Annotated in this window: 10 protein-coding genes; 5 read left to right on the forward strand and 5 right to left on the reverse strand. The window is 60.3% G+C overall.

All coding sequences use genetic code 11. The features are described 5' to 3' along the window. Positions 1–109: 109 nt before the first annotated feature. Positions 110–2,338, reverse strand: a complete 2,229-nt coding sequence (locus tag NMA52_RS09350; RefSeq protein ID WP_254827398.1) for an FG-GAP-like repeat-containing protein — start codon at positions 2,336–2,338, stop codon at positions 110–112. A gap of 104 nt (positions 2,339–2,442) precedes the next feature. On the opposite strand from NMA52_RS09350, the gene NMA52_RS09355 reads away from it, so the two are divergent. Then, entirely contained in the window at positions 2,443–4,266 is a 1,824-nt protein-coding gene (locus tag NMA52_RS09355) for a family 16 glycosylhydrolase (RefSeq protein ID WP_254827399.1), read from the forward strand. A 28-nt stretch (positions 4,267–4,294) separates the two neighbouring features. Further along, positions 4,295–6,250 (forward strand): Na+/H+ antiporter NhaC family protein, encoded by a 1,956-nt coding sequence (locus NMA52_RS09360; protein ID WP_254827400.1) that lies wholly within the window; start codon positions 4,295–4,297, stop codon positions 6,248–6,250. A gap of 9 nt (positions 6,251–6,259) precedes the next feature. Here the strand turns inward: NMA52_RS09360 and NMA52_RS09365 are convergent, their stop codons facing one another. From NMA52_RS09365 to rsgA, 3 genes are read right to left on the reverse strand one after another with little or no spacing between them, the layout of a single operon-like run. After that, positions 6,260–7,759 carry a glycosyltransferase family 39 protein gene (locus tag NMA52_RS09365; protein WP_254827401.1) on the reverse strand — a complete coding sequence of 500 codons (1,500 nt, stop codon included), beginning with the start codon at positions 7,757–7,759 and terminating at the stop codon, positions 6,260–6,262. Between the two features lie 45 nt (positions 7,760–7,804). Beyond that, positions 7,805–8,728 carry a class I SAM-dependent methyltransferase gene (locus NMA52_RS09370; RefSeq protein WP_254827402.1) on the reverse strand — a complete coding sequence of 308 codons (924 nt, stop codon included), beginning with the start codon at positions 8,726–8,728 and terminating at the stop codon, positions 7,805–7,807. Between the two features lie 6 nt (positions 8,729–8,734). After that, entirely contained in the window at positions 8,735–9,709 is a 975-nt protein-coding gene (rsgA, locus tag NMA52_RS09375) for a ribosome small subunit-dependent GTPase A (RefSeq protein ID WP_254827403.1), read from the reverse strand. 115 nt (positions 9,710–9,824) lie between these two features. Between rsgA and NMA52_RS09380 the strand changes: the two genes are divergently transcribed. The 3 genes from NMA52_RS09380 to NMA52_RS09390 all read left to right on the forward strand — a co-directional run bounded on the left by NMA52_RS09380 (position 9,825) and on the right by NMA52_RS09390 (position 14,455). Next, a complete protein-coding gene (locus NMA52_RS09380) occupies positions 9,825–10,295 on the forward strand; it encodes an OsmC family protein (RefSeq protein ID WP_254827404.1) in 471 nt (156 codons plus the stop codon). Positions 10,296–10,697: 402 nt separating this feature from the next. Further along, positions 10,698–13,979: an isoleucine--tRNA ligase gene (ileS, locus tag NMA52_RS09385; RefSeq protein ID WP_254827405.1), complete on the forward strand. Its 3,282-nt coding sequence runs from the start codon at positions 10,698–10,700 to the stop codon at positions 13,977–13,979. After that, positions 13,976–14,455 carry an NAD(P)H-dependent oxidoreductase gene (locus NMA52_RS09390; protein WP_254827406.1) on the forward strand — a complete coding sequence of 160 codons (480 nt, stop codon included), beginning with the start codon at positions 13,976–13,978 and terminating at the stop codon, positions 14,453–14,455. The genes ileS and NMA52_RS09390 overlap by 4 nt, the downstream gene beginning before the upstream one ends. On the opposite strand, the gene NMA52_RS09395 is transcribed toward NMA52_RS09390, so the two are convergent. Continuing rightward, on the reverse strand, positions 14,452–14,793 hold the full coding sequence (locus tag NMA52_RS09395; RefSeq protein ID WP_254827407.1) for a DUF779 domain-containing protein: 342 nt from the start codon (positions 14,791–14,793) through the stop codon (positions 14,452–14,454). The genes NMA52_RS09390 and NMA52_RS09395 overlap by 4 nt on opposite strands. Positions 14,794–14,869 lie beyond the last annotated feature (76 nt).

Consider the following 14,869-nt stretch of genomic DNA (forward strand, 5'->3'; position numbering starts at 1 on the left):
CGGCGTGCAACGCCTCCACCTGGTCTTTGCCCATCTGTGCGAAAATCAGTGAAAATCAGTGTTCATCCGTGGTGAAAATTTTCGGACCAGGGGACGCTCGACCTGTTCGCTAGTTCATAACAAATCGCGCCACGCTCCTCCCCGCATCCCCCTCCACCGCAACGAGATAAATCCCGGGAGTTAGTAAGGAAAGGTCAAGCGTATACTCCAACTGCCCCCCGGCATCGACCGTCCGCAGCAACTGACCTACATTGCTATAAAGGTTTATCCGCTGCTCCTGCGTCCCCGGCAAATCATATACGCGGAGCACGTCCGAGCTTGGATTGGGAGACACCCCGAACACGAAATCGGGTGCCGGAACGGTCAGCAAGCCCGTTGACCGCTCGGCCACCAAATCGGTGCGGTAATACCCGACGCCGCCCCGCTGGTTGCCGACGACCATGTCCAGCAGGCCGTCGCCGTCGAAGTCAGCGGTTGCCGGGGCAGAAAATCCCCCTACGTCCAGCCCCGCTACGGTGTCGTTGAGCAGTGTAAAGGATGGCGAGGGCTCCGTGAAGGAGTACGCCTCGAGGGTACCGGCCCGGTTACCGGTGATCAGCAGGAAGCGGTCGTCGTAAGTCACGACCTGCGGCGTCGGATGTCCCGTGGAGGAGCCGGGAACGTTGGTGTTAATGCCCCCTAACTGCAGGTAATTCCCGGCGGCTTCGGGATCGGCATCGAAGGCCGGGGCACCGACCGAACCCACGTTGCGGTAAAACCGGATGCGGCCGTCAAAGCCCCCAACAACAAGGTCCGTCAAACCGTCGCGATCGAGATCCGCTAGGGTCGGCTTGGCCAGTTGGCCTGCGTCAATGTCCATGTACTCAAAAACGGGAGCGGCAAAGACCGTGGCCCGGCCCGGCCCGGCGGTATTCTCCAGGTAGATCAGGCGGCCGGATCGCTCGCCAACGATGGCGTCCGTGTCTCCGTCACCGTCCAGATCACCAAAGGCCGGCGCGAAGGCGGAGGTAGTGGCGCTATACTGCCGCAGCTCGAGAAAGTCATCGTCCGCGAAGGAAAAGGCGAGCTCGCCCCCCGGGGGCGTGACATTGCGGTAGAGGCGCAGCCGGCTGTTGAGGGTAGTCCGCGGACCGTAATCCTCACTGTTGCCGATGACGAGATCGGGGCGGCCGTCGGCGTCGTAGTCCACCATGGCCGGCAGGGCACCGGTTCCGAGATCGATGCTCTGCCGTACGAGCAGTTGACTGTCCCGAAAAACGAAGTCGGGGGAGGCATCCGTTCCGACGTTCTGGTAGTACCAACTGACGTTGATGTCTTCCGCGTTGAGGGTCTGGCTCGGAGAGGCCACGATATCGCGTGCGCCGTCGCCGTCTACATCGAGGTGGTAGGCGGCCGGGAAGAAGGGAATATCGGCGGTGGTCCCCGGCGTCGGCCACCGGGGGTCTTGGTCAGTGATAAACGCTTGCTGCGGAGTGCCCGTATTGAGACCCAGCACGAGGAACTCGAAGGAAATATCGCCGAGCATGATGTCCTTTAGTCCGTTGCCGTCGGCGTCGAGCGTGAGGATGGTAGATCCGGCGTGGCGGGGCTTTACGGGCGTCTCCCCGCGTAGATTGGTAAAACATTCCCCGGGAGCATCGCCGAGGTCCAACTCTGGAGTGAGGCCGCTCTCGAAGAAGCCACCCCAGCATTCGCTTTCGAGGGTATACAGCAAGGTATCGGTGCCGAAGCCCCTTTCCACGCTCTGGTTGCGGTAGTACTCGACGTAACCGCCACCTACGCTGAAGGTGAGTATATCCAGATCCCCGTCGCCGTCCAGATCATCGAGCGCCGGATAGTCGATGCTGGTGACGAAGATCGGCGTGGTATTTCCGCTACCGAGGGGGTAGCGCAGTCCGGCGTACGTAGGTTCCGGCGCGTAAGTAAGCAGTCCGGACGGACCTCGTTGTCCCCGGAATACCCGGAAGCCGTCATCCTCCGCCGAGTAAGTGAACAGATCGTCGGCGCCGTCCCCGTCGTAATCGCGCAGTAGCAACCAGTGTTTAAGGTCGCCGGGAAAGCCGACGGTCAGTTCCGGAGCTATGGTATAGTTGCCGGCACCGTCGCCGCGCAGCGCCAGGAGGGCGTCGCCGGCGCGGTCAAAAAGCAGAAGGTCATCCCGGCCATCGCCGTCGAGGTCGCTGGCGTTGAACTGGGGAGCGTTGAGGCCGCCGAGCCAGGCCAGGGGCAGCTCATCTCCGGCGGCACCAGTCACCCGGGGATAGGCGGGTTGTAACTGGAATTGAGCGGACACGGACGCGCTGGTGAGTATCCAGAAGAGCAGGGAGATTCGCAACATAGGATCGGAGGCTGCTGCAAGGTAACCGTCGAAGCGGGAATCGTTTGTCGGGGTATGCCCCAATTTAAGCTATTTTGCTCCTGGAAAACCTACTCCCCCACTCCATGCAGCAGCTTTACACGATTTCATTTCTCTTCTTCCTGTCGGCAACATTATCCGCCCAGTGCCCGGAGCTCGTCTGGTCCGATGAGTTTGACGGAGAGTCCCTCGATCTTACCAACTGGACCTACGAGATCGGCGACGGCTGCGACCGCAATCTCTGCGGGTGGGGCAATAATGAGTTACAGTACTACCAGCAGAGCAACGCCGTAGTCAGCGACGGCACCCTCAAGATCACCGCCCGCCGGGAGTCGGCCGGCACCCGCAACTACACCTCCAGCCGCATCATCACCCGCGATAAGCAGGACTTTACCTACGGTCGCATGGAAGCCCGCATCAAGCTTCCCGATGCCCGCGGCAGCTGGCCCGCTTTCTGGATGCTCTCGACCGACGAGGTCTACGGCGGCTGGCCCCGCAGTGGCGAGATCGACATCATGGAGTACATCGGCAACGAGCCGAACCAGGTACTGGGCACTATTCACTACGGCCAGGCCTGGCCGAATAACTCCTACCGTTCGACCACCATCGACTTTGAGGAACCGGTGTACGAGGACTTCCACGAATTTGCCGTCGAGTGGCGCAAGGATACCATCGACTGGTTCGTGGACGGCTACCACTACGCTACTCAGACCCGGTCGGACGTGTCGCCCCAGCGCTGGCCCTTCGACCAGGACTTCTTCTTCATCCTGAACCTGGCCGTCGGCGGCAACCTCGGGGGCTCGGTAACGGCGAGCGATTTTCCGACGACCATGGAGGTGGATTACGTGCGGGTCTACGGAGGGGGCAGGCCCTTCCTGACGGGTCCCCGCTCGGTGGAACATCAGGCCGGCGGACAGACCTATTCCGTCGGTAACCTGCCGGCGGGAGCTACGGTCAATTGGACGGTTCCCGCCTCCGCAACCATCGTAGCCGGACAGGGCACTTCCGAGATAACCGTCGACTGGGGCACTGCAGGAGGTTCCCTGTCCGCCGTTACTACCCTGGAGTGCGGGGAGCAATCCCTGACTACCGACGTAACCGTTGGGGCCGCCTTCTACCGCGAGCGCAGTCTCGAAAATTTCGACGATCAGGCGGAGATCACCTACGGCTTTTCCACCGGCACGCTGACTGAGATCAGTAATCCGGCACCGGACGCGGTGAACGGCTCGGCTACGGTGGGGAACTACGTGCGGGATGCCGGCTCCCAGTACGATGTACTGGAGTACCGCGCCTCCTCCCTGGGCAACGTGACTGACCTGTACACCGGAGAGAAGCGTTTCTACCTCGATCTGCGCACAGACGCACCGGTCGGCACGGAGATCATCCTTCAGCTGGAAACCGCCGCCGCCCAGGGCAGCAATTACCCGACCGGCCGCCATAGCCGGTACACGACCACCACGACCGTACGGAATGCCTGGGAACGACTGCTCTTCACGCCCCTCGACCGCCCGGATGCCTCCGCAAGTGCCACGGCCATCACCAAGTTGATCCTGCTGTTCGCGCCGAATTCGAATACGGGCAACACCTATGTGTTCGATAATCTGGACGTGTACAGGGCCGACCGGATCATCGACGGAGTTTACCCACACCAAACGCTCTCCGGACTTTCCGCACGCCCGAATCCGGCTGCCGATCTGCTTACGCTGAACCTTACTCTCGACCGACCGGAGGAGGTGACGGTCGAGGTGTACGCACGCGACGGCCGCCTGCTGCAACGCCGCCTGTACCCGGTTGCCGCCGCCGGTGAACAGCGACTGATCCTAGCCGTGGACCACCTTCCCGCGGGCCTGTACATTGCTCGTCTGACGGCTGGTGGGCGTTCCGGGTCGGTCCGTTTCGTAAGGGAGTAGCGTATATTGGCCTCGCCAACCCCCCGCTATGCCCCGACCGTTGCTTACCCTGTTTGTGTGCCTGCTCTGTACGCTGGGCAGTTCTCCACTCATCGCCCAGCTCGCAAACGTAAGCGCTAACGACCAGGGCATCGTCATACAGGGCGCGGACGCGGGAGCAACGTTCACGGTGAACGGCGAAGCCGTGGAAGCAATCCCCACCGAGGGCGGTGTGCTCCTCGCGGTGGAGCCCGGCATTCAGCTGATCAAGTCGGGAAAACAGACCGAATTGTACCACCTGAGCCAAGAGCCCGGCGAGGGACGGTTGCGCCACATCCCTCTGTGGCTTTCCATCTTTCCCCCCCTGATCGCGATTGCGCTGGCACTAATCTTCAAGGAGGTCATCATTTCCCTTTTCGCGGGAGTCTGGGTAGGGGCCTTCATCGCGGGCGGACTGCGGTTCGAATTCTTTCTGGGGGTTATTAAGTCGCTGCTGGCGACGATCGACACCTACATCATCAACGCCCTCAACGACAGCGGTCACCTGTCGGTAATCGTCTTCAGCCTTATGATCGGCGGTATGGTGGCCATCATCAGCCGCAACGGTGGGATGGCGGGCGTGGTACAACGCATGAGTAAGTACGCGACCAACCCGCGCCGCGGACAGTTCGTCACCTGGTTATTGGGAGTGTCTATTTTCTTCGACGACTACGCCAATACTCTGATCGTCGGGAACACGATGCGCTCGGTTACGGACCGCTTCCGGATCAGTCGCGAAAAACTGGCTTACATCGTGGATTCCACGGCCGCGCCCGTGGCTTCGGTGGCCTTCATCACGACCTGGATCGGCGCCGAGTTGGGCTACATCGGCGACGGCATCGACCAGGTGGAACACTTTGCCGGCACGACGCCCTACGCCATCTTCATCGAATCGTTGAAGTACAGCTACTATCCGATCCTCACCCTGGCCTTCATCCTGTACCTGATTTACCAGCGTCGGGACTTCGGGCCCATGCTCACCGCGGAAACCCGCGCCCGTACCACCGGTATGGTCAAGCGGGTGAGCGAGGAGGAAGCCGCGGCTAGCGAACAGGAGGACCTCGAACCCGTCAAGGGTGCTCCGCTGCGGGCCCGCAACGCCGCCATCCCCGTCCTGACGGTGATCGTCATGACCATTATCGGACTGCTCGATACCGGGCTTTCCAGCCTGTCCGCGTCCATGGAAACACCACCGGACACCGGCGACTGGGGTGCCGTATGGGACGCGCTCGAGGGTGGCTTTTTCGTCAAACTGGGCCTGACCATCGGGGCGGCCGACAGCTACGTCGCCCTGCTCTGGGCCAGTATGAGCGGCGTCGTCGTCGCCCTCGTCCTCACGGTCTCCCAACGGATTATGAACATAGAGCAAACCATCGGGTCGCTTACGGCCGGCTTCAAGGCCATGTTCTCGGCCGTTATGATCCTTACGCTGGCCTGGGCGCTGGCCCTCACTACCGAGGAACTGCATACGGCAACCTTTCTGGTGGAACTGCTGGGCGATGCGCTGAATCCCTACTTCCTCCAGCCGGTCATCTTCGTACTGGCGGCCGTGGTCAGTTTCAGTACGGGCAGCAGCTGGAGCACGATGGCCATCCTCTACCCCATCGCGATTCCGCTGACCTGGACCGTCGCGATGCTTTCCGGCTGGGACGAACCCGATGCGGCCGGACTGCTCTACAACGTCATCAGTACCGTGCTGGCGGCCAGCGTGCTGGGCGACCACTGTTCACCGATCTCCGATACGACCATTCTTTCGAGCCTTGCCTCCGACTGTAACCACATCGATCACGTGCGCACGCAACTACCCTACGCGCTCACCGTGGGCTCGGTGGCCTTGCTGTGCGGCTTCTTTTCGACCCTACTGGGGGGCGGATGGCTGGTATGCCTCTCCCTGATGGCCGCCGGACTGGTGGTCCTGTACTTCGTCGTGAAGCTGGTGGGCAAGAAGATGGAAATGGACCTTTAGGCCGCGGCGTTACGGTTCCCGGTCGGCAATGCGGTACACGTGGATGTCTCCGGCCTCCAGGATCAGAGAATCCAGTCGGGTCCGGATGGTGGAATCCTGATCGAATCGTCGCGAGTTGGAGTAGAGATAGTCGACGCCGTGTTTTTCGTGCAGATCGTCGATCCAGGCCGGACGCACCGCATTGCCGTGAAAGACGTACCCCCGCTTCCGGATCAGCCAGGTGAAAATCTGGTAGGACACGTCGTTCAGTACGATCACTTTGGCGTCGTCGTCGACCGCTTCCCGGAGAACCTTCTGGTGATTAAATACGTCCCGCATGACGGGATAGTACGCGCTGGCGCTCTGCGCCCACAGGGGTTGCCGCAGCCAGTAAGCCCAGCCCGGGGCGGCCAGCAATGCCCCCGCGATCAGGACAATGCCGAGCGGTTTCCAGGCATTGGTGGCGGTCCACCGCCAGATCCGTTCCGCGCCGGCCGCTACCACGATGTACATCCACGGTAACAGGGGAAGCAGGTAGTAGTCATGAACCATAGTGATGGTATTTCCCTGCAGTACGGCGAAGGCGAGGGTGACCGCGGCAAGGGCCCAGACGTAACCCGCGTAGGGGAAGTCTGCCCGCCGCCGCACGGGCAGGAGGGTGCCGACCAAAAGCAGCAACCACACGGCCGGCGACAGCAGGTCGAAGGGGAAGTATTGCTGCCAGTAATAATCGATGATTGCCTGGTTCTGCTCCGGCGTGTTGGTGTTGCCGAAGATACCGTACAGCGTAGGACTGTTTCGCCACCGTGGCATCACCCAGGCGTACCACTTATAGGCGGGGAGCAGGAACAGCAGGTGCGCTCCGGCAAAAAAGAACAGCCGGCCGTTGATTCCTCCGCGCCGGAACAATCGCGTCAGTACGTACAACAGTCCGACGATGCCGAACATGGCGAACGGCAGCTTGGCCAGGGTAGCGATCCCCAGGGCCAGGGTAGCGGCGACGACCTGCCACCAGCGACGGTCCCGGAAGTAGGCGAACAAAAAGTACAGATACCAGATACCGGCCGCGAGGGCCAGAACATCCGGAAGCACATTGATCGAGTAGAAGTAAAAGAGCGGGCTGAACTGCAGGAGGGTCGTCCCCACCAGCGCGAGCCCGGGTGAAAATCCCATAGTAACTAGCAGCAAACCGAAGGCAACCAGCCCCGTTACGCTGGTAGCCCAGACACAAATTCTCGTCACCAGCACCTCGTGCCCCGTATGGCGTACGACCTGGGCGATTCCCCACTGCATGAGGGGAAATTCCAGCCGGAGCAGGTTGTTGTTGGAGCCGTTGAAGTGGCTTACCCGGGGGTTGAGGATGTCGTTGTCGTAATGAACGAAGTTGCGGATGTTCCACATCGTCTGCGACTGTCGCCAGTTGTGGCGCCCCTGAATGTCCTGCGGAAAGATCTGCCAGTGTAGAACGATGCTCACCACCAGGCTCAGAACAAAGCCGGTTAGAACGGCGTATCGGGAAGTCAGGGCCATGGGGGAAAGAGCTAGGGGGGGCAGGCGAACCGGGGGAGGATTACATCAGCTCACAAGGTAACCATGACTGATGGCCAGTTCCTCGTCCGGGTAGGGTCCGATATCCGCGTGCACGGGGACTGACCGGAGATTGGCCAGGTTTCCCGGGCGAACTTCTTGTTCCCGGACGGGTATGCCGAGCGCGGCGTACATCGCCAGATAATCGGGCCAGCGCAGGCGATTCTGCGGCTGGATGCTGTTGTCGAGCATTGCCCACTGCCGGTGGCTGAAGCGGAGAAAGTTATAAATATTGATCGAGGAGTCCAGGTGGGCGAAGTGGTCGGAAAGGTCGACGAAGTGACTCATCACTCCGTTCGGTTTCACTACCCGTTTGAATTCCCCGAGGATGCGGGCGAGCACTTTCGGATACACGTGCTCGAAGGTGTTGTTGGAGCAAATGAGGTCGAAATGATCGTCGGGGAAGTCCAGCCGGGTGGCATCCATCACCCGGGCGTCGAGCCGGATGCGGCTGCTGATCTGGTCGACCGTCAGAGATTCCGGGGTTTTACACAGCTCCCGGAGGACGGTCAGGCGGTCGGTCAGCACCCCGGGTAAGTAGGTCGCCAGCCGACCGTCGTCATGGTAGGCGAGCAGCTTGCGCAGGGCGATCACCTGGCGCTCGGCGGTCATCCAGTTCCGTATATCCACGGACACGATCCGCTCGAAGCCAACCAGGAATAAGGCTGCCGGAACGATGGGGTACCACCCGGTACCGAGTTCTAGTACGCGAGCCTGCGCCGCCGGAGTCTGGCCGTACTTACGGAAGTAGCGTACGTGATCGCGGGCCGCATCGAGTTTGTACCCAAAATGCTCGTCGGTCAGGTCGACGCCCCGGGTGATGTACTTCTGAAAAAAGAAGTTGACCCGCTCCTTGAAGGGAAGGTAGGAGATGGTTTTTTGCACCGCGGCTTTCAGCAACCAATTGGCCATCCGGAGCTATACTTTACGTCGTTCCCAGTAATTCTGGTTCTCGATCTCGTCGAGTATTCCGAGGTAGGAAAAGTAGCGCAGGTCGGTCACGCGGTCGTCACCCTCCTCTACCGATTCCTTGACGGCGCAGCCGGGCTCGTCCTTGTGCAGACAGGATCCTCCGAAGCGGCACTCCTCGCTCAGGGCGAAAATTTCACGGAAATTGTGGGCGACGTCCTGGGGTTTGAGGTAGTTGAAGCCCAGCGTCTTGATGCCCGGCGTATCAATAAGCTCGCCACCGAAACTCAGCTGGAACAACTCGGCGAAGGTGGTGGTATGCTGGCCCTTTCCCGTGTAGTCCGACAACTCGCCGGTACGCAGATCGAGGCGGGGTTCGACGGCGTTGACGAGGGTGGACTTCCCCACCCCACTCTGTCCGCTCAGCAGGTTTCGCTTGCCTTCCATCAGCTCGCGCAACTCGTCGATGCCCTGACCGGTAGTGGCACTAACGAGCACGACGGTATAACCGATATCGGTGTAGAGATCGTGGATGACCCGGTAGGTTTCCATCTCGTCCTCCGCGTAGAGATCGGCTTTGTTGACCACGATGATGGTAGGAATACCGAAGGGCTCGGTCATGAGGAGGAATCGGTCGATAAAACCGAGTTTGACTCCCGGGTCGATAATGGTCGTAATGAGAACAGCCTGGTCGACGTTGCTGGCCAGCAGGTGAAGATCGTGCTTGCGGCGGGGGCTCTGGCGGACAACGTAGTTGGTCCGGTCGGCAATGCCCCGGATTGCGCCGGTCTCCTCGTCGTTGGTGGTTTCCACCTCCACGGTGACCCGGTCGCCGACGGCAATAGGGTTCGTAAGATTCAGCTCATCGAGCCGGAACTTACCCGCGACCCGGCAACGGAGCTCGCGGGCACCATCCGGCGTCTCTTCGTCGAGAAGAACGTTGTACCAGCTGCCGGTTGATTTTATGACGGTTCCTTGGATCATGGGCGGGTTCTCGGGTGGGGGCACGCGATAGGGGCTGTAACATACGGTACTTATGCCACCTATGGCCTACCTTACTTTTCTCACAACAACACTCTAATCACTCAAACGGATAACCGTGCAACACCACTTCGCTACGATCACCCGCTGGACCGGCAATCGCGGCAGCGGAACCCTGGACTACCGCGCCTACTCCCGCGACCACCTGATTTCGGTTACCGGGAAGGACCAATCCATCGAAGGGTCGAGCGATCCGGCCTTTCGCGGCGACAAACGGCGGTACAGCCCCGAAGAGTTGTTCGTAGCCAGCATTTCCTCCTGTCATATGCTTTGGTACCTGCACCTGGCCGCCGTCAACGGCATCACGGTGCTTGAGTATGAGGATCGCGCCGAGGGGACCATGGTCGATGCCGTCGACGGCGGAGCCGGTCGTTTCACCTCCGTCACCCTACGCCCACTCATTCGGATCGCACAGGAAGAGGGTGCGGACCTGGCTCGCGACCTCCACACCGAAGCCGGCAAAAAGTGCTTCATCGCCAATTCGGTGAAGGTACCGATCAGCTACGCCCCGGAGATCGTAGTCGACTAAGCGCGACCATCAGGTAGGGGCCAAAAAAAAGAGGCAACAAGTTGCCTCCCAATAACCCCAAAAAACCAAATGAAAACTAAATCTTGCTGCGACCGGCAGGATTATCTACCGCCCTTTAGCAGCGTCAAGGTAGAATAAATTTAATCACTGGCAAGCAAACTGACAAGTTTTTTTTCACATTGTCTTAACAAATTTTCGTCCCGGGAGTAAGGGGGCCACTTCGGCACCCGACCCGTTTCTCATTGCGTATCTTTGTGCCATGTCAGTCACTCGCATCATTCGCGGTATAATTACCGGCCACGCTCCGTGTCCGTAGCCGTACCGTTGCCCGAAAACGACTGAAAGCTCCGACGGACCGCCATCGGAGCTTTTTTATTTTTGCACCCCGCAACGCAGAAAAGCATGTATCAGGAATATAAATCACTCGACCTGCCGGCCATCGACCGGGAAGTCCTCAGCTTCTGGGGAGATCACGACATCTTCCGCCGTAGCATCGAGGAACGACCCGCCGATGACCCCTTCGTTTTCTACGAGGGCCCGCCGAGTGCGAACGGACAGCCGGGCATCCACCACGTCATGGCCCGGACGATCAAGGATATGTTCTGCCGATTCCAGACGCTGAAGGGTAAACGGGTAGAGCGCAAGGGGGGCTGGGATACCCACGGTCTGCCGATCGAGCTGAAGGTGGAATCCGAACTGGGCATCACCAAGGAGGATATCGGTGTCAAGATCAGCGTCGACGAGTACAACCAGGCCTGCCGGGAGACCGTCATGCGCTACAAGGACGTCTGGGACGACATCACCCGGAAAATGGGATACTGGGTGGACCTCGAAAACCCCTACATCACTTACGAGCGGGAGTACATGGAATCCGTCTGGTGGCTCCTCAAACAGATCTACGACCAGGGACTGATCTATAAGGGTTATACGATCCAACCCTACAGCCCCGCCGCCGGCACCGGACTCAGTTCCCATGAGCTTAACATGCCGGGCGCTTACCAGGACGTGACCGACACCACGGTGGTCGCCATGTTCCGGGTGGCCGACCGGGAGCAGGTGAACGCACTCGGGATCGAGGCGCTCCGCGGCAGCGAGCCCCTGTACTTCGTTGCCTGGACTACCACGCCCTGGACACTGCCCAGCAACACCGCCCTGACCGTCGGTCCGAACATCGACTACGTCCGGGTGAAGACTACCAATCCGTACACCCAGGAACCGATCGACGTCATCCTGGCCGAGGCGCTGGTCGACAAGTGGTTCGGGGGAAACAACCAACCTACCGTGATCGAACAGAGCGCCCCCTTCCGGGGCAACGAGCTGGTGGGCATCCGCTACGAGCAACTACTACCGGTGGGCACTCCCACCGACGGAGACGCCTTCCGGGTGATTTCCGGGTCGTTCGTAACTACCGAAGCCGGTACCGGCATCGTACACACCGCCCCCAGCTTCGGGGCCGACGATATGATGGTCGGAAAGGCCAATGGTATCGGTTCGCTTACCCTGGTCGACAAGACCGGTCGTTTTACCGAGGACGCGGGTCCCTTTGCCGGCCGTTACGTGAAGAACTATAAGGACGAGGCGGACTACGTCGACGTGAACGTTGACATTGCCGTACACCTTAAAAAACGCGGGCTGGCCCTCAACGTAGCCAAATACAACCACAGCTATCCCCACTGCTGGCGTACCGATAAGCCCGTACTGTACTATCCCCTCGACAGCTGGTTCATCAAATCCAGCGCCGTCAAGGAGCGCATGCAGGAACTCAACCGCACCATCAACTGGCAACCCGCCAGCACCGGGGAGGGAAGATTCGGCAAGTGGCTGGAAAATCTCCAGGACTGGAACCTCAGCCGCAGCCGGTACTGGGGTATTCCGCTACCGATCTGGCGCAGTGACTGTGGTACGGAAGAAATCTGCATCGGTTCCCTCGCCGAACTGGAAGAAGGCATCGCCCTGGCCAATCAGGAACTTGGCCTGGAGCAGACCGTCCCCGAGGACCTGCACCGCCCCTACATCGATGAGGTAGTACTATGGCGGAACGGGAAGGAATTGCGCCGGGAGCTGGACCTGATCGACGTCTGGTTCGACTCCGGCAGTATGCCGTACGCGCAGTTCCATTACCCCTTCGAAAACGGAGAACTGTTCCAACGTTCCTTCCCCGCCGATTTCATCGCCGAAGGCGTTGACCAAACCCGCGGCTGGTTTTACACTCTCCATGCCATCGCCGCGATGGTCTTCGATTCGGTCGCGTTCAAGAACGTGGTTAGCAATGGCTTGGTCCTGGATAAGGACGGCAAGAAAATGTCCAAGCGCCTGGGCAATGCCGTAGACCCCTTTACCACCATCGACACCTTCGGGGCCGACGCCACCCGCTGGTACATGATCGGCAACAGCGACCCCTGGGATAATCTGAAGTTCGACCTGGAAGGGATCAAGGAGGTGCAGCGCCGCTTCTTCGGCACCCTCTTCAACACCTACGGCTTCTTCGCCCTCTACGCCAACATCGACAGCTACGACGCGACGACCGACACCCCCGTCGCCGACGCAGAACTCGCCGAAATCGACCGCTGGATTCTCAGTCGCCTCAACACCCTTACCGCGGAAGTGGAAGCGCGCTTTTCCTCTTACGACGCCACCCCCGCCTGCCGGGCCATCGACGGCTTCGTCAACGATGAGCTGAGCAACTGGTACGTCCGCCAGAGTCGCCGGCGCTTCTGGCGGGGAGACATGACCACCGACAAGCGCGCGGCCTACCAGACGCTACACACCTGCATGCTCCGCGTAAGTCAACTCATGGCACCAGTGGCTCCCTTCTTTGCGGATTGGTTGTACCGGAACCTGATCCAACCCTCCAACCACCCTACCCCCCAGCTCAGCGTTCACCTTACTCTGCTGGCTCCTGCGGACCCCGCCCGTATTGACGAAGACCTCGAACGCCGCATGGCCTACGCCCAACGGATATCTTCCCTGGTCCTGAGCCTGCGCAAACGGGAAAAACTCCGGGTACGTCAGCCCCTCCAGAAAATCCTGCTGCCGGCCCTGGATGCGGAATTCCGTCGTCGCGTGGCGGCCGTAACCCCCATCATCCAGGCGGAAACGAACGTGAAGGAAGTGGAATTCCTGACGGACGACGATTTCCTGAAGAAGACCATCAAACCCAACTTCAAGGTGCTCGGTAAGCGGCTCGGTAAGCAAATGAAGGAAGCGGCGCGCGCCATCGGAGCCATGAGCCAGGACGATATCAGCCGGCTGGAGACCGAGGGGACATTCCCCCTGGCACTCGACGGTCAGCCAGTGGAAATCACCACCGCCGAAGTGGATATTCTGACCCAGGACATTCCCGGCTGGAAGGTGGCTACCGACGGCGAACTGACGGTGGCCCTCGACATAAACGTAACACCCGACCTGGCCCGCGAGGGGCTTGCCCGTGAAATCGTGAGCCGCATCCAGGGCCTACGGAAAGATTCCGGTCTCGAGGTAACCGACCGGATCGACGTCCGCCTCGGCGGCCCGGAGGAAGTACACGACGCCATCGAGGCCCACCGTGCCTACGTCATGGAGGAAACGCTGGCCGATACGCTGGAATACGTTACCGTGCTTTCGGGGGAAGCCATCGAACTGCCCGGCGGGCACCGCGTGAGCCTGAATTTATCGGCGGTACCCCAAGTCCAACCCGGCCAGTGAGTAGTACCCTGATCATCGTCGGCAGTGCCCGGGGGGACGGAAATACCGTCGACGCCGCCCGACAACTTAGTGATCAAACGGGGGGTAAGCTCCTCGACCTGCTCGAGTACAGCATAGCGCCCTACGACTACGCCCACGATTACCCCGCTCAGGACAATTTTCTGGCTCTGGCCAGACGGATCGTCACCTACGACCGCGTGATACTGGCAAGCCCGGTGTACTGGTACAGCATGAGTGGAGGGATGAAAGACTTTCTGGATCGGTTTACCGACCTACTCACCTTCCATAAGGACCTGGGGCGGCGGTTGCGGGGGCTGGAAATGGCGGTCCTGTCCTGTTCGGGGGAGGAGCGGGCCAATGATGGCTTTTACGAACCCTTCCGGCTGTCGGCGGAATACCTGGGCATGTCATACGGCCCGGAATACCACGGTTGGGTGCGCGGTAAACGGATCCTGCTTCGGCAATGCACGGATTAGTCGTCTTCCGCGACCAGCAAGCGAGAGTCAATGACGAAACGTAATCCGAGGGGAATTTCCGCCGAAAAACTGGCGCCCCGCCCTTCGGTAACGTCAAGGGTAAGGTGGGTATGCTGCCAGTATTCGTACTGAAACTTCGACATGTAGAAGGGGCAACCGTGGACCTCCCCCAGCAGCACGTCGTTGTCGTCGTCGAGGTAGAGCTCGCCCTCCGGGAAGCACATCGGCGAAGAGCCGTCGCAGCAGCCGCCGCTCTGGTGGAAGATCAGGGGCCCGTGCTGTTCGCGGAGGGTATCGATCACCTTGCGGGCACGATCCGTAATGTCTACTCTGGCCATGGCGGGGGAGTTGAAAAAGCCGGCCGGTACGCGATACCGGCCGGCTGACACTAAACAAACTGAGATTAAACCTAAC

Origin of the sequence: Lewinella sp. JB7 (genome assembly GCF_024297185.1) — a bacterium.
Classification (GTDB): domain Bacteria; phylum Bacteroidota; class Bacteroidia; order Chitinophagales; family Saprospiraceae; genus Neolewinella.